Below are 21,380 nucleotides of genomic sequence, written 5' to 3'. Positions count from 1 at the left end.
GCCCGCGCCCCGACACCGCGCACGCCGCAGATGCCCCGACACGGCGCCCGCGCCCCGAATCCGCGCACCGCGTAGGTGCCCCGACACCGCGCGCCCGCGCAGATGCCCCGACGCGGTCGGCCCGGCCGCGCCTCCGCGGAGGGGCGGCCGGGCCGGTATGGCATGGCGGGGCCGTGCGCCGCGGACGGTGCGGCAGGTGGCCGGGCGGCGGCACGTCCGTACCAGCCGGCTCGCGTCGCCCCCGTGCCGTCTGGCACGTCCGTACCAGTCGGCTCGCGTCGCCCCCGTACCGTCTGCCGTCCAGCGGGCCGTCGTCTCGTCGGCTACCGCTCCCGCGGCTTACTGCATGACCGCCAGTGCCAGGGCACGGCGGGCGCGGAGGGTCGCGCGTTCGGCGTGGCGCTGGAGGCGGCGGGCGTTGCGCAGGCGGGCGGAGGGGCGTTGGTGCTCCGCCTCGCGCATGCGCTCGTCCATATGCGCGCGGGCCAGTGCTTCTGGGATGAGTTGCATCTCTCGGGTCCTGTTCTCGGTGCCGGCCAGGTGGCCGGTACGGGCTGCTTCGCTGAGGGCGAGCCCTGCGGGCTGCGCGGGGGTCGGGTTCATCGGGTCCTGCTTCTGGGGGTTGTGCGTGGTGGGGCGATCGATGGTTCCGGTGATGTTCATGCGACGACCGGGTTCTTGCGCGGGCGGCCGCGGGGCCGCTTGCGGGCCACGACGACGCCCTGGACGAACAGCTCGCCGCCCCAGACGCCCCACGGCTCGCGGCGCTCCTTGGCGCCGGCGAGGCAGGCCTCGACGAGCGGGCAGGTGCGGCAGAGCGACTTGGCGTACTCCACGTCGGCCGGGGACTCGGCGAAGAAGACCTCGGGGTCGTAGGCGCGGCAGGGAACGGGGGTGTCGAGACCCTCGATGGCGGCGTCGAGGGCGGTGAGCGGGGTGAGGGGGGTCACGGTGTGGTCCTCCGGAGGGCCGGGCGGCTGGCTGGTGGGTGACGGCGGTACTGACGGGACGTGCGTCTTGGTCGTCTGCACGGGTTCTGCTTCCTCGTCTGTCGGTCCGGCCTGGTGGGCCGGTGGTGTCGGGTACCGATTCCTGCTGCCCGGGCGCCTTGCGTCCGGCCCTCTCTTGAGAAAGAGGGCAAAACAAAAGGGCCGCGGTCCCGAGTGGGGTCCGCGGCCCTGAAGGCGCCTGTCTGACGTGGTCAGACGGGATCACTCCAGGGTTCGAGCCCACGGAAGGCCCACATCGTGTGGTGCTGCGTCATCGGGTTTCCGGCACCGGCTGCCGCGATCGGATAGGCGTGCGCCTGTTCCGTCACTACTGCTGCCGGTGCCTGGGTCGGTCGCTCATCGCGCTTCTTCTCCTCGGGGCGTCCGAAGGACAGGCCGGGGAAGGAGAGCGCGGAGAGACCGGAAATACCGGACAGTCCGGTGCCCAGGTCCGAGATGCTGAGGGAACGGGAGGCGACGACCGTCGACGCGGTCAGTTTCGTGATCGTGTTGAAGCTGCTCACTGCAATCGCCTCCTCTCGGCGTCTCGGGGGACCGGTGGTGCTCGGTGGTCCGATGGAAATATTCACGTGTCCCGAAGGGCACGGCGCCCCGAAGGGCTTGGCACAGCACGGGGCGGGGGCTTCGGAGAGCCTGTCCGTTCCCGTGCCTAAGAACCTATGGGGATTGTCGGGCCGGGCGCAAACTATTTTTTCGACGAGTTCGCCTCAGTCCGCCTTCGCGCCGGGGGCGCACTCCTGACCTGCGCAGATCGCGAGGACCTCGAAGCCGAAGCGGCGGAACTTCCGCGCGCCGACCCCGGGGATGCGGGACAGCTCGGCCTCGGTCTCGGGGACGGCTTCGGCGATGGCGACGAGGGTCTTGTCGGTGAAGAGGCAGAAATCGGGCTGGCCGAGGTCGTGGGCGCGCTCGCCGCGCCAGTCGCGAAGCCGCCGGTAGACGCCCTCGTCCATGTCGGAGGGGCAGGTCTCGCAGCGCATGAGCTTCATCTCGCCGGCCTCGGTGAGGGTGCGGCCGCAGACGCGGCAGCGGGCGGGGGCGCGTCTGCGCGGCGCGGGCCGCTCGCCGGTCCCCCGCTCGCGTGCGGGCCGCTCCCGATCCGTGGCCGGGGCGTGGCCGGTGCGGAGCCGGGGCGCGTCCGAGGAGGAGGCCGGGCGGGCGCTGCCCGGGGTGCGCAGGGCGTCGAGGAAGCGGCTCGGTTTGCGGCCGCCCCAGCCGCCGGGGGTGCGGGACAGGGACCAGGAGAGGTGGAGGCGGCTGCGGGCGCGTGTGATGCCCACGTAGAAGAGCCTGCGTTCCTCCTCGATCTGCGCCTCGGTCTGCGCGTAGGTGATGGGGAGCATGCCCTCGGCGAGGCCGACGAGGAAGACGGCGTCCCATTCGAGGCCCTTGGCGGCGTGGAGCGAGGCGAGGGTGACGCCGTCGACGGTCGGGGCGTGCTGGTTGGCCTGGCGGTCCGCGAGTTCGGCGGCGAGTTCGGTGAGGGCTGCGCCGGGGCGGGCGCGGGCGAGTTCCTCGGCGAGGCGGACGAGCGCGGCGAGCGACTCCCAGCGTTCGCGGACGGCTCCGGAGCCGGCGGGGGGCTGCGCGGTCCACAGGCGGTGGGTGGTCAGGACGCGCCGCAGTTGCTCGGGCAGGGGGGCGCCGAGGTCGAGGGCGGTGTCGTTGGCGCCGCTGTGCGCCGCCGCGCGGACCGCGCTGATCGCGGAGCGGATCTCGGGCCGGTCGAAGAACGCCTCGGCACCGCGCAGCCGGTAGGGGACGCCCGCGTCGCCGAGCGCCTGCTCGTAGAGGTTGCTCTGGCCGTTCGTACGGAAGAGGACGGCGATGTGCGCGGCGGGGACGCCCTCGGCGACGAGGGCGCGGATGCGGTGGGCGACGTCCTCGGCCTCGGCGACCTCGTCGGCGTACTCGGTGGACTCGGGTACGGGGCCCGGGGGGCGCTGGGCGACGAGTTCGAGGCGCTGGCGGGCGGCGGGTCCGGTGGCGTGCGAGAGGAGGTTGTTGGCGAGGTGGACGATCTGCGGGGTGGAGCGGTAGTCGCGGACGAGGCGGACGACGGTGGCCTCGGGGTGGCGGGCGGGGAAGCCGAGGAGGTGTTCGGGGGTCGCGCCGGTGAAGGAGTAGATCGTCTGGCTCGCGTCGCCGACGACGCACACGTCGTCGCGCTCGCCGAGCCACAGGTCGAGCAGGCGCTGCTGGAGCGGGCTGACGTCCTGGTACTCGTCGACGGTGAAGTGCCGGTACTGGGAGCGGACCTGCTGGGCGATGTTCTCGCGGTCCTGGAGGATCGCGATGGTGAGGAGCAGGACGTCGTCGAAGTCGATGCGGCCGCTCGCGCGCTTCAGCGTCTCGTACTGGGCGTAGACGCGGGCGGTCTCCAGGGCCTCGCGGTTCGTGGTGCGGCCTGCCGCGCGGGCGGCCTCCGCGAAGTCGTCGGGGACGGTCTGGGTGGCCTTCGCCCACTCGATGTCGCCGGTGACCTCGCGCAGTTCGGCGCGGTCCAGACGCAGCCCGCACGCCTCGGCGGCCTGGGCGACGAGGGGGATCTTGCGCTCGACGAGCCGGGGCGGCTCGGCCTGGACGACTTTCGGCCAGAAGAACTGGAGCTGGCGCAGGGCGGCGGAGTGGAAGGTACGGGCCTGGACGCCGTGCGCGCCGAGTTCGCGCAGGCGGCCGCGCATCTCCCCGGCGGCGCGCTGGGTGAAGGTGACGGCGAGGACAGTGCCCGGCTTGTAGCGCCCGGTGCGGACCCCGTAGGCGATGCGGTGGGTCAGGGCGCGCGTCTTGCCCGTACCGGCGCCCGCGAGGACGCAGACGGGCCCGGTGAGGGCGAGGGCCACCTCGCGCTGCTCCGGGTCGAGTCCGTGGAGCACGGCGTCGGCGGATTCCGGTACCGGGGGGAAGAGGGAGTCCTGCGGTGCTGCTGTCACCCCGCCATGCTCTCAGGTCGGCGGTGGCGGGCGGCGAGGGTTGTCCACAGGGGGCGCTCGTGGTCGTACGACCACATGATCAGCGGGGCGGTACGGGCCCGGAGCGGCGTGCCCGCGCTCCCGTACCCCCTCCGGGGCGGGAATGGCCGGCGCGCGGATACCGTTCTGCAAGTGCGCGACGTACGGAGAACGCGTCGCGGCGGGCCCCCGGGGTCCGCAGAGGGGCGAAGGAGTACGAGGAACATGCCGGGCACTGTGACGATGTACAGCACGACCTGGTGCGGTTACTGCCGCCGGCTGAAGGGCCAGCTGGACCGCGAGGGCATCGCTTACGAGGAGATCAACATCGAGCAGGACCCGGCCTCGGCCGAGTTCGTCGAGAAGGTCAATGACGGCAACCAGGTGGTCCCGACCGTCCTGGTGAAGGCCGAGTCGGGCACCGAGGCGGTCATGACCAACCCCTCGCTCGCCCAGGTCAAGCTGGCCCTCCAGGGCTGAGCGGGCCACCAGCGCGTACGAGGGCCCCGCCCGGAGAGATCCGGACGGGGCCCTTCGTGGTGTCCGAGGCTCGTGCCCACGGGCCGTTCCCACGGCACGGCCACCCGCACCCGCGACCCGCACCCGGCACCCGCACTCGCGGCCGAAAACCGCCCCTCACACCGGCTTCGGCAGCGGCTTCCCGTACCACAGCTCGATCAGCCGGGCCGCGATCGAGACGCCGAAGGGCGGCAGGACCTTGCCCGCCTCCATGGCCTCGCGCAGTTCCTCGCGCGAGAACCAGCGGGCCTCCTCGATCTCCTCGCCGTCGACGGTGATCTCCTCCGCCGTGGCGTGCGCGATGAAGCCGAGCATGAGGCTGGAGGGGAAGGGCCAGGGCTGGCTGGCCACGTACTCGACGTGCCCGATCGGGATGCCCGCCTCCTCGTGCACCTCGCGGCGTACGGCGGCCTCTATCGTCTCGCCCGGTTCCACGAAGCCCGCGAGGGTCGAGAAGCGGCCCTCGGGCCAGTGGACCTGGCGGCCGAGGAGCGCGCGGTCCTCCTCGTCGGTGACGAGCATGATGACGGCCGGGTCGGTGCGCGGGTAGTGCTCGGCGCCGCAGGCGGGGCAGCGGCGGATGTGCCCGGCCGCCGCGATCGAGGTGCGTTCGCCGCAGCGCGAGCAGAAGCGGTGCATGCGCTGCCAGTTCTCCAGGGCCACGGCGTGCACCATGAGCCCGGCCTCGCGCGGCGAGAGGAGCATCCCGGCCTCGCGCAGCCCGGCGGGGCGCGCGGACTGGTCGATGGGTCCCGGGAGGCTGTCCTTCTGGAGCGCGAAGTAGCTCACGCCGTCCTCGTCGGTGCCGAGGAAGTAGCGGTGCGACTCGGTGAGCGGTGCCTCGAAGCTCGGGGTCGTCACCAGTTCGGTCACCCCGGCCTCGTTCTCGTCGATGAGGACCTGCCCGCCGGAGACGACGAAGACCCGGGTACGGGGATGGCTCCACGCGGCGGCGAGCCACGCCTCGTCGAGGCGGTGGTGCGCCGCGCGGTCGATGCCATGGGGTGCGGTGAGCGGGATGGGCCGCCCGGCGAGGTCGTGCTCGGTGCCGTGCTCGGTGCCGTGCTCAGTGGTCTGGTCGTTCCGGGTGGTCACGGGTGCTTCCCACTCCCCCTAGGGTGCGTCGTCGGTGGTGGTGCCGCTGCTGCTGTTCTTCTCAGTGTGCCTCGCGCGCTCGGGACGCGAGTCGCGCCCACAGGTGCGCGGCCGCCTCGGCGCCCTTGAGGAGGAGGTCGAGTTCGATCTTCTCGTCGGGGGCGTGCCAGCCGTCCGAGGGGACGGAGACGCCGAGGAAGAGTACGGGAGCGCCGGTGACGTCGGCGAGGTCGGCTGCGGGTCCCGAGCCGCCCTCGCGGGTGAGGCGCACGGGCTGTTCGAAGGCCGTCTCCATGGCCGCGACGACCGCAGCGAGCGCGGGGTGGCCGAGCGGGGTGAGGCAGGGTCTGGTGGCGCCGCCGAAGGTGAGTTCGGCGCGGATGCCGGCCGGGACGCGGGCCTCGACGAAGGCGCGTACGGCCTTCTCGACGGCGGTCGGGTCCTGCTGGTCGACGAGCCGGAAGGTGAGCTTCGCGAAGGCCGAGGACGGGATGATCGTCTTGCTGCCCGCGCCCTGGTAGCCGCCGCCGATGCCGTTGACCTCGGCGGTCGGACGGGCCCAGATCCGCTCCAGGGTGGTGTGACCGGATTCACCGGCGGTGGCGTGCGAGAAGGCGGTGCGCAGCCAGGCGTCCTCGTCGAAGGGCAGTTCGGCGAAGAGGGCGCGTTCGCGCTCGCTGAGCGGCGCCACGCCCTCGTAGAAGCCGGGGATCGCGATGTGCCCGTCCTCGTCGTGGAGCGCCGCGACGATACGGGCGAGGATCGTCGCGGGGTTGGGGACCGCGCCGCCGAAGGAGCCGGAGTGGATGTCCTGGTCGGGGCCGCGCAGGACGAGTTCCCCGTCGACGAGGCCGCGCATCCCGGTGCAGACGGTGGGGGTGTCCTCGTTCCACATGCCGGTGTCCGAGACGAGCACGGCGTCGGCGGTGAGGCGGGCGGCGCGCTCCTCGACGAGGGCGCGGAAGTGCGGGGAACCGGACTCCTCCTCGCCCTCGATCAGGAACTTGAGGTGCACGGCGGGGCTCGTGCGGCCGGTCGCGGCGAGGTGGGCGTGCAGACCGAGGGTGTGGAAGAAGACCTGGCCCTTGTCGTCGGCCGCGCCGCGCGCGTAGAGGCGGCCTTCGCGGATCTCGGGGGCGAAGGGCTCGGAGTGCCAGCCGTCGGCGCGTGTCGCGGGCTGCACGTCGTGGTGCCCGTAGACGAGGACGGTGGGGGCGTCGGGCTCCTCGGCGGGCCAGTCGGCGAAGACGGCGGGGGCGCCGGGGGTGTCCCAGATCTCCACGGTCGGGAAGCCGGTGGCGCTCAGCCGGCCGGCGAGCCACTCGGCGCTGCGGCGGACGTCGGCGGCGTGTTCGGGCTGGGCGGACACGGAGGGGATGCGCAGCCAGGCGGCGAGGTCGTCGAGGAAGGCGGCGCGGTGCGCGGTGACGTGGGCGCGGACGGCGCCGACCGCGTCGTCGGCCCCGGTGGGGGTGGTGCTCATGCTCCCGACCTTATCCGCCTGACGGGTGAGCGGCGCGGGGCCCCGGGGGCGCGGGAGCGGGCCGGTCGCTCGCCGTGTCCTCCTCGGCGAAGAGGCGTTCCAGCTCCGCCCGTCCGGGCAGCCCGCCCGGCCGTACCGCCTCGCCGGTGCGCACGAAGACGAAGGTCGCCGCGATCTCCTCGGGGTCGATGCCGTGGCGTTCGGCCCAGGCGAGGCGGTAGACGGCGAGCTGGAGGGGGTCGGCGCGGGTCCGGTCGCGGCCCGTCTTCCAGTCGACGATCTCGTAGCGCCGCCGCCCGTCCTCGTCGCTCGCGTAGACGGCGTCGATCCGGCCGCGCACGACGCGGCCCGCCAGGCTGAGCTGGAAGGGGACCTCGACGCGGTGGGCGGGGCGGTGGGCGTAGGCGGTGCGCTCGAAGGCCTCCTTCAGTTCTTCGAGGTCGAGGTCGTCGCTGATCTCGGCGTCCTCGCGGGCCTCGGTGTCGCCCTCGTCGGCGAGCGGGAGGTGCGGCTGCTCGTGCCCGGCGGTGAGGCGGCGCTCCAGCCAGGCGTGGAAGCGGGCGCCCCGGCGCGCGGCCGGTTTCGGGGCCTGGGGCAGCGGGCGCGCGAGATCGCGGGCGAGGCCGTCGGGGTCCTCGGCGAGGCGGAGGACCTGCGTCGCGGTGAGCGAGGGCGGCAGCGGCACCTCGCGCACGGAGGCGGCGGCGCGGCGCAGCTCGCCTTCGAGCGCGTCGAGATCCCGGTCCCAGGAACCGAGGAGCCGGGACTCCTCGGGGGTGAGACCGTCGCCGGGAGGCGGGAGGGCGTCGCCGTGGACGGCCGGGGCGGGGACGCGGAGGGCGGCGTCACTCTCGTACGTGCCCGGGCTCTCCTCGTACGGGTCCGGGGCGGCCTCCTCGTACGGACCCGTGGCCCCTTCGTACGCATCAGGCACCCCGTCGCCCGGCTCCGGCTCCGCCCCGGCTTCGTCCTCCGGTTCCGGTGGCCACTCCGGGTCGTACGGGTCCTGCGGCGGCTCCTCGGGGGCGGTCGTCGCGGGGCGGGACTGGAGCAGGCCGAGGTGGTGTTCGACGCGGGCGGCGGCCGCGCGGCGGCGGGCGTGGGCCTCGGGGTCGAGCGGGAGGGGCCACGGGAGGGGGTCGGTCTGCCGCAGGGCGGGGTTGTCGTCCTCGGGGCCCGGCGGCTCGGCCCAGTGCTCGATCTCGCCGTGACCGCGTGCGCAGTGGTCGTGGAGGGCGGTGAGGAAGGCGGAGGGGCCGCGCGGGCGCTTCTGCTCGGGGCCCCACCAGTGGCCCGAACCGAGGAGGATCGAGCGGGGGCGCGTGAAGGTCACGTAGCCGAGGCGCAGTTCCTCCGTCGACTGGTGCGCGCGCATGCCGTCCTGAAACGCCTTCAGGCCCTTCGCGGTCCACTCGGGGACGTCGGGGAGGGTCGCGGCGTCGCCGCGCAGCGGGTGCGGCAGGACGCTCGCGCGGGCGGTGAACTTCTCGCGGCCCCGGTCGCTCGGGAACTGGGCCTTGACGAGTCCCGGCACGGCGACGACGTCCCACTCCAGGCCCTTGGCCTTGTGCGCGGTGAGGACCTTGACGGTGTTCTCGCCGCCGGGGAGGGCGTTGTCGAGGCCCTTCTCGTACTGCTCGGCGGTGCGCAGGTAGCCGAGGAAGGCGAGGAGGGAGGCGGCTGGCTCGGTCGCGGCGAAGGAGGCGGCGGTGTCGAGGAACTGGCCGAGCGTCTCGCGGCGGCGGGCGGCGAGGGCGTTCGGCGAGGCGGAGAGCTCGACGTCGAGCCCGGTGACGGCGAGGACGCGGTGCAGGACGTCCATGAGCGGGTCGGCGAGGGCGCGGCGCAGTTCGCGCAGCTCACGCCCGAGGCGGGCGAAGCGGGTGCGGGCCTCGGCGGAGAAGGGCAGTCCGTCCTCGGCGTCGGGGCCGCCTTCGACGAAGCCTTCCACGAAGGTGTCGACGGCGTCGGCGAGCGAGACGATCTCGGCGGGGTCGACGCCCTCGACGGCGGCGGCGAGCCTGCGCTCCGGGTCCTCCTCGCTCCTGCGGCCCCCGGCCAGGAGGCGGGCGCGGCGGCCGAGGAGGGCGAGGTCGCGGGCGCCGACGCGCCAGCGGGGGCCGGTGAGGAGCCGGATCAGCGAGGCGTTCGCGCCCGGGTCCTGGAGGACTTCGCACACCGCCCGCAGGTCGGCGATCTCCGGCAGGTGGAGGAGTCCGGAGAGGCCGACGACCTCGACGGGTATCTCGCGGGCGACCAGCGCGGACTGGATACGGGGGAAGTCACCGGCCGTGCGGCACAGGACGGCGATCTCGCCGGGGCTCGTGCCGGTGCGGACGTAGTGGGCGACGCTGTCCGCGAGCCAGTCGATCTCCTCGGCGTGCGTGGGCAGCAGGGCGCAGCGCACGGAGCCGTCGGCGGCCTTCTCGGCGGGGGCGTGCAGGGCCTCGACGCCGTCGTGCAGGGCGCGGAGCGGGGCGGCGAGGTCGTTGGCGAGGGCGAGGAGACGGCCCCCCGAGCGGCGGTTCTCGCTGAGGGACTGGCGGCGGGCGGGGGTGCCGTCGGGGAGCGGGAAGTGGCGGGGGAAGTCGTCCAGGTTGGCGACGGAGGCGCCGCGCCAGCCGTAGATGGCCTGGCAGGGGTCGCCCACGGCCGTCACCGGGTGGCCCGTGCCGCCGCCGAAGAGCGCGGAGAGCAGGACGCGCTGGGCGACGGAGGTGTCCTGGTACTCGTCGAGCAGCACGACGCGGTACTGCGCGCGCAGCGCCTCGCCGACCTCGGGGTGCTCGCGGGCGAGGCGGGCGGAGAGGGCGAGCTGATCACCGAAGTCGATGAGGTCGCGCGCGCGTTTCGCGGCGCGGTAGCGGCCGGTCAGCTCGGTGAGGGCGAGGCGCGCGGCGGCGGCCTCGGGGATCGCACGGAGCGTGTCGTTGGTGAGCTTCGCCTCCGCGAGGGTGCGGAGGAGGTTTTCGTCGTACGCGCTCAGGGCGGCCGGGTCCACGAGGTGTTCGGACAGCTCGCCGTCGAGGGCGAGGAGGTCGCTCACGAGGTCGGAGAAGCCGCGCGTGAGCGCCGGGTACGGGCCCGGGGCCTCGCGCAGGACGCGGGCGGCGAGCTGGAAGCGGGTCGCGTCCGCGAGGAGCCGCGAGCCGGGTTCCAGGCCGAGGCGGAGGCCGTGGTCGTCCAGGAGGCGGCCCGCGAAGGAGTGGTACGTGGAGATGAGCGGCTCACCGGGGGGTTCGGCGCCGGGAGCGGGCGGGGCGTCGGGGTCGCTGATCCCGGCCCGTACGAGGGAACGGCGCACGCGTTCAGCCAGCTCGGCGGCGGCCTTGTTGGTGAAGGTGAGGCCGAGGACCTGCTCGGGGGCGACCGCTCCCGTACCGACCAGCCACACGACGCGCGCGGCCATCACGGTCGTCTTGCCCGAGCCCGCGCCGGCCACGATGACGTGGGGGGCGGGGGGTGCGGTGACGCACGCGAGCTGCTCGGGGGTGAAGGGGATGCCGAGGAGCTGCGCGAGCTGGGCGGGGGCGGTGAGCACGGATTGAAGCGTACGGGGCGGGGCTGACAGGGGCGGAATGTTGCCGTTGCGGTGGGTTTCCGGGGCTCTGCCCCGGGCCCCGCTCCTCAAGCGCCGGAGAGGCTGGGATGTGGGCGGGCGTGGGTGGGTTGGTGATCGTGGCTGCTCACTCCACCACCTGGCCCCCCTCCGCCTTCGCGCCGCACGACGATCTGAACGCGCAGTGGTCGCAGTGGGAGCCCGGGGTGGGGCGGAAGCGTTCGTTCAGGACGCGGGCCGCCGCTTCGGTCAGGAGGTCGGGGAGCCAGTCGCCTTCCGGGGGGTTCTGGGGCTGGACCTTGGGTGAGACGGGGTCCTTCTTGGAGGCTTCCAGGCGCAGGTGGACCAGTTCCGCTCCGCCGGGGGTCAGGGGGCCCACCGCGCCCTCCGCCACCGCGCGCTGGTAGACCGCCAGCTGGGGGTGGTGGTCCACCTCGGCCGCCGTGGGGGCGTTCTTCCCTGTCTTGAAGTCGACCACGTAGGCGCGCCCCCGGGGGTCCGCGTCGACGCGGTCCATCGTGCCCCTGATGCGGATCTCGTGCTCCCCCGCCGGGAGCGTCACGTCGAAGGGGTGCTCGCTCGCGACCGGGGTGCGGCCGGTGCGGTCCAGGACGTGCCAGCGCAGGAAGCGTTCCAGGGCGGCGCGCGCGTTCTCCTTCTCCTGCGCCGATTTCCACGGCGCGTCGAAGGCGAGGCCGTCCCACACCGTGTCGAGGCGTTCCATCAGGACGTCCAGGTCGGCGGGGCTGCGGCCGGTGGCGACCTCGTCGGCGAGGACGTGGATGACGTTGCCGAAGCCCTGCGCCGTGCTCGCGGGCTCCTCGGCCCGTACCTCCCGGCCCAGGAACCACTGGAGCGCGCACACGTCCACGAGCTGTCCGAGCGCGCTCGCCGAGAGCGCGAGCGGCTGGGCCGGGTCGCGCACGGGGACCTCGTTCACCGTCTCCTCGGCCAGGCCCCACCACGACCCCGGGTGCGCGGTCGGCACGAGCGGCCTGCCGTCGCCGTCGGTGAGCGCGGCAAGGCGCGCGAGGCGGCGCGCGGCGGCCTCGCGCAGCGCGGGCGAGGCGTGCGGGTCGACGGTCGTGGCGCGCAGTTCGGCGACGAGCGCGGGCACGGCGAGCGGGCGGCGCGGGCGGACGGTGAGGTGGCGCGGCTCGACGCCGAGTTCGGTGAGGAAGCGCGAGGGCTGGTCGCCGTCCTCGGCCGGGGCCTTCACCGCCGTGACGACGAGGCGGTCGGCCGCGCGCGTCGCCGCCACGTAGAAGAGCCTGCGTTCCTCGGCGAGCAGCGCGCCGGGCGTGAGGGGTTCGGCGAGTCCGTCCCTGCCGATGCGGTCGGCCTCCAGGAGCGAGCCGCGCTGCCGCAGGTCGGGCCACACACCCTCCTGGACGCCCGCGACGACGACGAGCCGCCATTGCAGGCCCTTCGCGCGGTGCGCGGTCATGAGGCGTACGGCGTCGGGGCGGACGGTGCGGCCGGAGAGGGTGTCGGCGGCTATCTCCTGCGCCTCGGTCTCGGCGAGGAAGTTGAGCGCGCCGCGCCCACCCGTGCGTTCCTCGGCGCGCGCGGCCGTCGCGAAGAGCGCGCACACCGCGTCGAGGTCGCGGTCCGCGTTGCGCCCGGCCGCGCCGCCGCGCCGCGAGGCCCGTTCCAGGCGCGCGGGCCAGCGCGTCCCGTTCCACAACTCCCACAGCGCCTCCTCCGCCGTGCCGCCCTTCGCGAGCAGCTCGCGGGTCCGCGCGAGCAGGAGACCGAGGGCGCGCGCCGCCTTCGCGTACGCGGCGTCGTGCGCGATGAGCCGCTCCGGCTCGGCGAGCGCGCGCGCGAGCAGGACGTCCGAGGGCGGCGGCACGGCATTGCCCGCCGCCCGCTCCTCGGCACGCAGGGCCCGCCCGAGCCGCCGCAGATCGGCCGCGTCCATGCCGCACAGGGGGGAGGCGAGGAGGTCGAGGGCGGTCTCGGTCGCGATCCAGGAGGGCTGATCCGGGGACGGCTCCGGTACGGGTCCGGAGTCGCTCTCCGCCTCCCGTACGGGGTCGCCCTCCGCCACGGCCTCGGTCCCCGCCTCCCGTACGGGCTCGTCCTCCGGTTCCCGCAGCGGTGCCGTCTCGCCGTACGCCTCCGCCTCCGCCGTCACCCGCAGGGCGGTCAGGAGGGGTTGGACCGCCGGTTCGAGGCGGAGCGGGAGTTCGTCGCCCGCCGTGTCGATCGGGACCCCGGCGGCGGTGAGGGAGCGGCGCAGGGCCGGGAGGCGGTTGCCCGCGCGGAGCAGAACGGCCATGTCGCCCCAGGGCACGCCGTCCTCCAGGTGGGCGCGGCGCAGGAGGTCGGCGACGTGGTCGGTCTCGGCGCCGGGGCTCGGGCACGTGTAGACCTCGACGCCGCCGCCCTCGCGGGTGGGGAGTTGTTCGCGGTGGGCGCGGACGGCGGCCGAGGGAAGGCGGGTGAGGGGGATGCGCAGGGTCAGGGCGCGGGTCGCGTCGAGCACCCGGCGGGCCGCGCGGCGCGCGGTGGGGAGGACGGCGACGGGGGCGGGGGCACCCTCGCGCGTGCGGAAGGTGTCGGGGAAGTCGAGGATGCCGTTCACGTCGGCGCCCCGGAAGGCGTAGATCGACTGGTCGGGGTCGCCGAAGGCGAGGAGCGTGCGGCCCTGCCCGGCGAGCGCTTCGAGGAGGCGGACCTGGGCGGGGTCGGTGTCCTGGTACTCGTCGACGTAGACCGCGTCGTACGCGCGCGCGAGTTCCCTCGCGACGTCGGGGCGGCGGGCGAGGAGGTCGGCGCGGTGGACGAGTTCGGCGTAGTCGATGACGCCCTGGAGGTCGAGCACGTCGAGGTACTCGGCGAGGAAGGCGGCGGCGGCCTGCCAGTCGGGGCGTCCGGTGCGGCTCGCGAAGCGGTGCAGGGCGGCCGGGTCGAGGCCGAGTTCGCGGCTGCGGGCGAGGACGGCGCGTACCTCGTCGGCGAAACCGCGCGTCGTGAGGCAGGCGCGGAGCTGACCGGGCCAGCGGACGCGGCCCCGGCCCCGGGCGGCGAGGGCGGTCTCGCCCTCCAGGAGTTCGCGCACGGCGAGGTCCTGCTCGGGCCCGGAGAGCAGGCGGACCGGGGAGCCGTCGGGCCCGGCCTCCTGGTGGGCGCGGACGAGGGCGTAGCCGTAGGAGTGGAAGGTCGTGGCGCGCGGGGCGGACGCGGGGCCGATGCGCAGGGCCATGCGGTCGCGCAGCGAGACGGCGGCCTTGCGGCTGAAGGTGAGGACGAGGAGGCGCTCGGGGTCCGCGCCCGCCTCGACGCGGGCGGCGACGGACTCGACGAGCGTCTCGGTCTTGCCCGTGCCGGGGCCCGCGAGGACGAGGAGCGGTCCGGTGCGGTGCTCAACCACGGCCCGCTGGTACGCGTCCAGTGGGACGGGGCCCGGCGGGGTCCGCGGGGTGCGCACCAGCCGGTAGCCGCCCGCGCTCTGCCGCCCGGCCCAGGGGCGTGCGGCATGGGAGGAGGTGCGCGAGGAGGTGCTCACTGTGCTTGGCCGGTCCTGGAGGGGTCGTCGGGGCTTCGACGCTACGTCTCCCGCGGGGGCGGGGCGAAGTCGTGGGGCGGGGGTCGCGGTGTGTGCTTGCGCACGGGCGCGGTCCTCAGTCCTCCACGCCGTGCCACCGGGCCCCGCGCACGTCGACGCGTGGCAGGTGGTCCTCGCTCGCGGTGGGGCGGAGCGGGGTGCCTTCCTCCTGGTAGTGGGCGAGGGCGCGGAGTTCGTGGCCGGGCAGGAGGGTGCCGTCGGCGCGGACGACGCGCCACCAGGGGGCCTCGTCGCCGTGCAGGGACATGACGCGGCCGACCTGGCGCGGGCCGATGCGGCGCGGGGGCTCACCGGGGAGGGCGAGGTCCTCGTGCTCCCGGCGTTCCTCCTCCAGCCAGGCGGCGATGTCCCCGTAGGTCATGACCCGTCCGGCCGGGATGCGCGCGGCGACGTCGAGCACCCGGTCGACGTAAGGCGGGACCGGGGGCGCGGGGTCGTGCTGCTCGCTCATCCCGCCCATCCTGCCGCACACGTCCGACAGCCGCGTCCGGCCCCGTCCGGGCCCATGTCCCGCCCCACTTCCGGCCCCGCGTCCGGGCCCGACACGGCGACGATGGCGGTCCGTCCGGGAGCGGGCTGCGGGAGGGTGTCAGGGGGCGCGGACCCGGCTGCGTACGCTCCCGAATTGCACCCTGATGCCCCAGGGTGCTGTCAGGCCGTGCCACCATCGTGCGGGCGGTGACAGGTGATCCCGAACCGACGCGTACGAAACCGACAAGTGCAAGAGACTTCCGAGACCCCGAGGCGGCAGAGCGTGCGATCCGAAGAGCCGGACAGCTCTGCCGGCGTGTCTCCGCGCGAGGAACGGGCCGCGCGGGAACGGGCCGCGCGGGAACCGGCCCCCCAGGAACCGACCCCGCGGGAACTCGCCCCCCGGGAACCCGCCCCGCACGACGGCGCGGGCGAGGCCGAGGCGCGACAGGACAGCACAGGCGGCACCGGCGCGCGGCAGGACGGCGCGGGCGAGGCCGGCCCCGCACCCGTACGCCTCCACAAGACCCCCGCCAAGGAGCACGCGCCCCCCGCCACCGGCGCCCATCCCTCCCCCGCGCCCGAGCCCGAGGTCGTGCACGCGGACCAGGTGGAGGGGGACGAGCCGCTGCTGCCCGCGCGCGTGCACCGCCCGTACGACCTGCTGCGGCTGTGCGTCGGCGTGCTCGCCCTCGCGGTCGTGCTCGGGGTCGCCGCCTTCGCGCACGGGACGACGTCCGGGCTCGAACAGGACATCAACCGGGGGACGGGCGAGGCGCCCGATCTGCTGATCAAGTTCGCCGGGCTCGCCTCCAGCATCGCCGTGCTGCTCGTGCCCGTGGCCTTCGCGATCGAACGGCTCGTCAAGCGGGACGGGCTGCGCATCGCCGACGGCGTGCTCGCCGCCGTGCTCGCGCACGGCGTGACGCTCGCGACGGACCTGTGGGTCGCCGACTCGGCGCCGCAGTCGATCAAGGACGCGCTCACCCAGCCCTCCCCCGCCGACATCCACGTCCTCACCGACCCGGTGCACGGCTACCTCGCCCCCGTCATCGCGTACATGACAGCGGTGGGCATGGCGCGCAGACCGCGCTGGCGCGTCGTGCTGTGGGTGGTGCTGCTGCTCGACGCCTTCGCGATGCTCGTCGTGGGCTACACGACGCCGTTCTCGATCGTCCTGACCGTGCTCATCGGCTGGTCGGTCGCGTACGGGACGCTCTACGCGGTCGGCTCGCCGAACGTGCGCCCCACCGGGCGCACCCTGCTCGCCGGGCTGCGCCACGTCGGCTTCCGGCCCGTGTCCGCGGCGCGCGCCGCCGAGGGGAGCGAGGAACTGGAGCGCGGGCGACAGTACTTCGTCACGCTGGAGGACGGGCCGCCGCTCGACGTCACCGTCGTCGACCGCGAGCAGCAGGCGCACGGCTTCTACTACCGCGCCTGGCGCCGCCTGACCCTGCGTACCGTCACGACGGGCCGCAGCCTCCAGACGCTGCGCCAGGCGCTCGAACAGGAAGCCCTCCTCGCGTACGCGGCGATCGCCGCCGGGGCGAACGCGCCACGCCTCATCGCGACGTCCGAGCTGGGTCCCGACGCGGTCATGCTCGTCTACGAGCACACCGGCGGGCGCAGCCTCGACTCGCTCCCCGACACCGCGCTCACCGACGCGCTCATGCGCGACACGTGGCGGCAGGTCCAGTCGCTCCAGTCGCGGCGCATCGCGCACCGCAGGCTCACGGGCGAGGCGATCCTCGTGAACCAGGCGGGCACGGTCATCCTCACCGACCTGCGCGGCGGCGAGATCGCGGCGGGCGACCTCGTGCTGCGGATGGACGTCAGCCAGCTCCTGACGACCTTCGGGCTGCGGGTGGGCGCCGAGCGCGCGGTCGCCGCCGCCGTCGACGTGCTCGGCCCCGACAAGATCGCCGACGCGCTGCCGCTGCTCCAGCCCATCGCCCTCTCGCGCTCGACGCGGGCGACGCTGCGGCGGCTCAGCCGCGAGCGCGCGCAGCGCGAGCGGGACGCCGTGCTCGCCGCCGCCGAGGCGCGCAAGAAGGCGCGCGCGGACGCGGGCGAGGTGGAGGAGAGCGGGCGCAAGGCGGCGCGGGACGCGCGGCAGGCGGAGAAGCGCGCGATCGACGCGGCCATGGACGAGGCCCGCGAGGAGGACCTGCTCGCGCAGATCCGCCACGAAGTGCTCCGCGTCCGCCCGCAGGCCCCCGTGGAGCCGGCCCGACTGGAGCGCATCAGACCGCGCACCCTCGTCACCTTCATCGCGGGCGCGATCGCCGCGTACTTCCTGCTCGCGCAGCTCAGCAAGATCGACTTCCAGCAGATCATCCACAACGCGCAGTGGGGCTGGATCGCCGCCGCCGCCGCGTTCTCCGCGCTCAGTTACGTCGCCGCCGCGATGAGCCTGCTCGGCTTCGTGCCCGAGCGGGTGCCGTGGCCGCGCGCGATCGCGGCGCAGGTGGCCGGGTCCTTCGTGAAGGTCGTCGCACCCCCCGCGGTCGGCGGCCTCGCGCTCAACACGCGCTTCCTCCAGCGCGCGGGCGTGCGCCCCGGGCTCGCGGTCGCGAGCGTCGGCGCCTCGCAGCTCTTCGGGCTCGCCTCGCACATCCTGCTGCTCCTGCTCTTCGGCTATCTGACGGGTACGGAGAAGACGCCCTCGCTCTCGCCGTCCCGCACCGTCATCGCGGGCCTGCTCACGGCCGCCGTGCTCGTCCTGGTCGTCACCGCCGTACCGTTCCTGCGCCGCTTCGTCGTGACGCGGGTCCGCTCGCTCTTCGCCGGGGTCGTGCCGCGCATGCTCGACGTGCTCCAGCGCCCCTCGAAGCTGCTCACCGGGATCGGCGGGATGCTCGCGCTCACCGGGTGCTTCGTCCTGTGCCTGGACGCCTCCGTCCGGGCGCTCGGCGGCTCCTCGACCCACGTGAGCCTCGCGAGCGTGGCCGTCGTCTTCCTCGCCGGGAACGCGGTCGGCTCCGCGGCACCGACGCCCGGCGGGGTCGGCGCGATCGAGACCGCGCTCTCGCTCGCGCTCGCGGGGCTCGGCGTACCACTGTCGATCGGCCTGCCCTCCGTCATCCTCTTCCGCCTCTTCACCTTCTGGCTGCCGGTCCTGCCCGGCTGGATCTGCTTCAACCAGCTCACCAAGAAGGGCGCCCTGTAACCCGGGGTAGGGGGGCACGGGCGGCCCGCGGCGGGGTACGCGGCCCCGTACGGCTCACCCGCCCGGCCCCCGCCCCGAGCGCCACCCCCGCACCACCCCCAGGATGGGTTCCATGCCTCACTCGCTCCCGCCCCGCCGCTCCTTTCGCCGCACCCGGCTGCGCGCCGGGGCCGCCGCCCTCGTAGGGCTGAGCCTCGCCGTGTCCCTGACCGCCTGCTCCGACGACAGCGGGGGCGGCGGCGACGGCCCGACGAACGGCGCGAGCGGCAGCGATCCGCGCGGCCAGTCGCTGAGCTGGAAGGACTGCCCGGCCCCCGACCAGGCCCAGGGCACGGGCGACAAGCCCTCCCCGCTGCCGGGCGGCACGCGGTGGAGTTGCGCGACGATGCGGGCGCCGCTGGACTGGAAGCACCCCAAGGGCGCCTCGATCGATCTCGCGCTCATCCGCGCCAAGGCGAAGGACCAGGGCAAGCGCATCGGTTCCCTCGTCTTCAACTTCGGCGGCCCCGGCGGCTCGGGCGTCGCGACGCTCCCCGCCTTCGGCGACACCTACGAGTCCCTGCGTACCCGCTACGACCTCGTGAGCTTCGACCCGCGCGGGGTGGGCCGCAGCGCGCCCGTGCAGTGCGAGAACCCCAAGCAGCTCGACCAGTACTTCGCGCAGGACAACACCCCCGACGACGAGGCCGAGCGCAACGAGTTCGTCACCGGCACGAAGAACTTCAACGCCGCGTGCGAGAAGAACTCCCGCGCGGTCCTGCCGCACGTCTCGACGACCGACGCGGCCCGCGACATGGACCTCCTGCGGCAGGTGCTCGGCGACAAGAAGCTGAACTACTTCGGCATCTCGTACGGCACCGAACTCGGCGGCGTCTACGCGCACCTCTTCCCGAAGAAGGTCGGCCGCGCCGTCTTCGACGCCGTCGTCGACCCCACCGAGGACAGCGAGGAGGGCTCCCTCGGCCAGGCGAAGGGCTTCCAGCTCGCGCTCGACAACTTCGCCGACGACTGCGTCAAGCAGGGCGAGGACTGCACGATCGGGAAGAGCCGCGACGCGATCGAGAAGCGCGTCGCGAAGCTCCTGAAGGACCTCGACAGCAAGCCGCTGCCCGGTCTCGGCGCGCGGAAGCTGACCCAGTCCGGGGGAACGGGCGGCATCGCGCAGGCCCTCTACTCCAAGGACTACTGGCCCTACCTGCGCGAAGGGCTCCAGCAGGCGTACGACGGCGACGGGCGCGTCCTGATGGCGCTCTCGGACGCGATGAACGGCCGCAACGAGGACGGCAGCTACTCCAACATCACCGCCGCGAACGTCGCGATCAACTGCGCCGACGACAAGGAGCGGTACTCGATGGCGGACGTCGAGAAGAAGCTCCCGGAGTTCCGCGAGGCGTCCCCGCTCTTCGGCGACTTCCTCGCCTGGTCCCTCGTCAGCTGCACCGACTGGGCCGTGCGCGGCGCCGCCTCGCACCCCGACGTCTCGGCCCCGGGCGCCCCGCCGATCCTCGTGGTCGGCAACACGGGCGACCCGGCGACGCCTTACGAGGGCGCGGCGCGCATGGCGAAGCAGCTCGGCAAGGGCGTCGGCGTCGAGATCACGTACAAGGGCCAGGGACACGGCTCGTACGACAGCGGTGACACGTGCGTGCGCAAGGCGGTGGACGGCTACCTGCTGGACGGGACGGTGCCGAAGTCGGGGACGGTGTGCGGGTGACCTCCGGAGCGTGACGCTCCCTTGACTGTCAGTGGCGACTCGTACGATGACGGACACCACGTCAGGGCGGCGTGGTGCCCGCGGGTTTCCCTCGCGGGAACGGGGACGGGAGCGGGACGTGCGGGGTACGGGGGCTGTGCGGCGGTACGGGGACGGGGCGGCGCTTGGGCGCGGGGCGGCGCTTGGGCGCGGGGCGGCGCGTCGGCGCGGGGCGGCGCTGAGGCGGGGAGCGCGCGGGCGGCGGGGCGTCGTGGCGCTCCTCGCGCTCGCGGTGCTCGTGGTGCTGGGCGGGTGCACGAGCGGCTCGAAGGGCGACCCCCCGGGGAACGCGGGGCCGGGCTCCCCCTCCGCCTCGCCCGCGCCGTCCGTCTCCCCCTCCTCGGGGCTGCCCCGCGCGCTCACCGGGCAGAAGCTCGCGTGGAAGAAGTGCGGGGCGACCGAGGGGTACGCGGCGCCGGGACGGGAGTGGCGGTGCGCGAAGCTGACCGTGCCCGTGGACTGGGCGAAGCCGGCGGGCGAGACCTTGCGGATGGCGGTCATCCGCGGCGCGGCCACGGGTGAGCGGCGCGGCTCGCTCGTCTTCAACTTCGGCGGCCCGGGCGGCTCGGGCGTGAGCCTGCTGCCGCTCTTCGCGCCGGGGTACGGGACCTTGCACCGCGCGTACGACCTCGTGAGCTTCGACCCGCGCGGCGTCGGCGGGAGCGCGCGGGTGGACTGCCGCGACGACGCGGCCGTGGCCCGCGCCGAACGCACCGTCGACCTGACCCCGGACACACCGGCCGAGGAGCGCGCCTTCCTCGCGGACGCGAGCGCCTTCGGGAAGAGCTGCGCCAGGACGACGGGCGCGCTGCTGCCGGAGCTGACGACGGCGAACACCGCGCGGGACCTCGATCTGCTCCGCAGGGTCCTCGGCGAGGCGAAGCTCGACTACTTCGGCGTCTCGTACGGGACGGAGCTGGGCGGCACGTACGCGCACCTCTTCCCGCGGCACGTGGGCCGCATGGTGCTGGACGCGGTCGTGGACCCGGCGGCGGGCACGGTGGAACACGCGAAGGGGCAGGCGCGGGGGTTCCAGCGGGCGCTGAACGCCTACTTCCGCTCGCTCGACGAGGACCCGAAGGCGGGCACGGCGAAGGTCGCCGCGCTCCTGAAGGACCTCGACGCGCACCCGCTCCCCGCCGGCAAGGGCCGCGAGCTGACGGAGTCGCTGGCCGTGACGGGTCTCGTCTCGCCGCTCTACAGCGAGGGGTCGTGGCCCCAGCTCACGCGGGCGCTCGACGCCGCCGGGGCGGGCGACGGCGGACCGCTCCTGGCCCTGGCCGACTCCTACAACGACCGCGCCCCGGACGGCCACTACGGCAAACAGGCCCAGGCCCAGCGCGCCATCTCCTGCGCCGACGACAGCACCCGCCCCACCGCGGCGCAGGCCCGCGCCCACCTCGCCGAGTTCCGCGCGATCTCCCCGGTCTTCGGCCCGTTCCTCGGCTGGGACACGGCCGGCTGGTGCCACGACTGGCCCGCCCGGGGCGACCGCACCACCCCCGAGGTCTCCGCCCCGGGCGCCCCACCGATCCTGGTCGTCGGCAACACGGGCGACCCGGCCACCCCCTTCGAGGGAGCGGCCCGGATGGCGGAGGAACTCGGCAAGGGGGTGGGGGTGGAGCTGATCTGGCACGGAGAGGGGCACGGGGCGTACGGAAGCGGCAGCGAGTGCGTGGACGGCACGGTGGACGCGTATCTGCTCCGGGGAAGCGTGCCCCGCCCCGGCAAGGAGTGCCGCTGAGGAGCCGGAGGGGCTTGATCTAACGGCCCGCCAACAAATGCAGCCCCTCTGG

The 21,380-nt window shown here is 74.5% G+C and carries 13 protein-coding genes; 4 read left to right on the top strand and 9 right to left on the bottom strand.

The window, feature by feature from the left end:
• Positions 1–339 precede the first annotated feature (339 nt).
• The 4 genes from ACIP4O_RS13145 to ACIP4O_RS13130 form a co-directional block, all read right to left on the bottom strand.
• Positions 340–663, bottom strand: a complete 324-nt coding sequence (locus tag ACIP4O_RS13145) for a hypothetical protein (RefSeq protein WP_361333844.1) — start codon at positions 661–663, stop codon at positions 340–342.
• Entirely contained in the window at positions 660–1,031 is a 372-nt protein-coding gene (locus ACIP4O_RS13140) for a WhiB family transcriptional regulator (protein ID WP_164281913.1), read from the bottom strand. The genes ACIP4O_RS13145 and ACIP4O_RS13140 overlap by 4 nt, the downstream gene beginning before the upstream one ends.
• Positions 1,032–1,201: 170 nt before the next feature.
• The gene (locus ACIP4O_RS13135; RefSeq protein WP_401574576.1) at positions 1,202–1,513 is read right to left on the bottom strand and encodes a hypothetical protein; all 312 of its coding nucleotides are present in this window, start codon (positions 1,511–1,513) and stop codon (positions 1,202–1,204) included.
• 204 nt (positions 1,514–1,717) lie between these two features.
• Positions 1,718–3,943, bottom strand: a complete 2,226-nt coding sequence (locus ACIP4O_RS13130; protein WP_401574575.1) for an ATP-dependent DNA helicase UvrD2 — start codon at positions 3,941–3,943, stop codon at positions 1,718–1,720.
• 243 nt (positions 3,944–4,186) lie between these two features.
• Between ACIP4O_RS13130 and ACIP4O_RS13125 the strand changes: the two genes are divergently transcribed.
• The gene (locus tag ACIP4O_RS13125) at positions 4,187–4,441 is read left to right on the top strand and encodes a mycoredoxin (RefSeq protein WP_164291751.1); all 255 of its coding nucleotides are present in this window, start codon (positions 4,187–4,189) and stop codon (positions 4,439–4,441) included.
• Positions 4,442–4,597: 156 nt separating this feature from the next.
• Here the strand turns inward: ACIP4O_RS13125 and nudC are convergent, their stop codons facing one another.
• The 5 genes from nudC to ACIP4O_RS13100 all read right to left on the bottom strand — a co-directional run bounded on the left by nudC (position 4,598) and on the right by ACIP4O_RS13100 (position 14,642).
• Complete coding sequence (gene nudC, locus ACIP4O_RS13120) at positions 4,598–5,575, bottom strand: NAD(+) diphosphatase (RefSeq protein WP_401574574.1); 978 nt, start codon at positions 5,573–5,575, stop codon at positions 4,598–4,600.
• Between the two features lie 61 nt (positions 5,576–5,636).
• The gene (locus ACIP4O_RS13115) at positions 5,637–7,058 is read right to left on the bottom strand and encodes a dipeptidase (protein WP_401574573.1); all 1,422 of its coding nucleotides are present in this window, start codon (positions 7,056–7,058) and stop codon (positions 5,637–5,639) included.
• Positions 7,059–7,068: 10 nt separating this feature from the next.
• Positions 7,069–10,599, bottom strand: a complete 3,531-nt coding sequence (locus ACIP4O_RS13110; protein WP_401574572.1) for a UvrD-helicase domain-containing protein — start codon at positions 10,597–10,599, stop codon at positions 7,069–7,071.
• A gap of 145 nt (positions 10,600–10,744) precedes the next feature.
• Positions 10,745–14,131, bottom strand: a complete 3,387-nt coding sequence (locus ACIP4O_RS13105) for a UvrD-helicase domain-containing protein (RefSeq protein WP_401574571.1) — start codon at positions 14,129–14,131, stop codon at positions 10,745–10,747.
• 115 nt (positions 14,132–14,246) lie between these two features.
• The gene (locus tag ACIP4O_RS13100; protein WP_401574570.1) at positions 14,247–14,642 is read right to left on the bottom strand and encodes an MGMT family protein; all 396 of its coding nucleotides are present in this window, start codon (positions 14,640–14,642) and stop codon (positions 14,247–14,249) included.
• A 336-nt stretch (positions 14,643–14,978) separates the two neighbouring features.
• Between ACIP4O_RS13100 and ACIP4O_RS13095 the strand changes: the two genes are divergently transcribed.
• The 3 genes from ACIP4O_RS13095 (at position 14,979) to ACIP4O_RS13085 (ending at position 21,328) form a co-directional block, all read left to right on the top strand.
• Positions 14,979–17,831 (top strand): lysylphosphatidylglycerol synthase domain-containing protein, encoded by a 2,853-nt coding sequence (locus ACIP4O_RS13095; RefSeq protein WP_401574569.1) that lies wholly within the window; start codon positions 14,979–14,981, stop codon positions 17,829–17,831.
• A gap of 112 nt (positions 17,832–17,943) precedes the next feature.
• On the top strand, positions 17,944–19,545 hold the full coding sequence (locus ACIP4O_RS13090) for an alpha/beta hydrolase (RefSeq protein WP_401574568.1): 1,602 nt from the start codon (positions 17,944–17,946) through the stop codon (positions 19,543–19,545).
• A 250-nt stretch (positions 19,546–19,795) separates the two neighbouring features.
• On the top strand, positions 19,796–21,328 hold the full coding sequence (locus ACIP4O_RS13085; protein ID WP_401574566.1) for an alpha/beta hydrolase: 1,533 nt from the start codon (positions 19,796–19,798) through the stop codon (positions 21,326–21,328).
• Positions 21,329–21,380: the final 52 nt, after the last annotated feature.

Origin of the sequence: Streptomyces sp. NPDC088923, assembly GCF_044749745.1 — a bacterium.
In the GTDB taxonomy this organism is placed as follows: Bacteria; Actinomycetota; Actinomycetes; order Streptomycetales; family Streptomycetaceae; genus Streptomyces.
Note: the sequence above shows the minus strand (reverse complement) of the source record. Positions and strands in the feature narration are given on the sequence as shown.

Bases quoted from the DNA above. Each gene is read 5' to 3' on its own strand.
- ACIP4O_RS13090 (WP_401574568.1), top strand. From the start codon at position 17,944: ATGCCTCACTCGCTCCCGCCCCGCCGCTCCTTTCGCCGCACCCGGCTG.
- ACIP4O_RS13100 (WP_401574570.1), bottom strand. From the start codon at position 14,642: ATGAGCGAGCAGCACGACCCCGCGCCCCCGGTCCCGCCTTACGTCGAC.
- ACIP4O_RS13125 (WP_164291751.1), top strand. From the start codon at position 4,187: ATGCCGGGCACTGTGACGATGTACAGCACGACCTGGTGCGGTTACTGC.
- ACIP4O_RS13145 (WP_361333844.1), bottom strand. From the start codon at position 663: ATGAACATCACCGGAACCATCGATCGCCCCACCACGCACAACCCCCAG.
- ACIP4O_RS13115 (WP_401574573.1), bottom strand. From the start codon at position 7,058: ATGAGCACCACCCCCACCGGGGCCGACGACGCGGTCGGCGCCGTCCGC.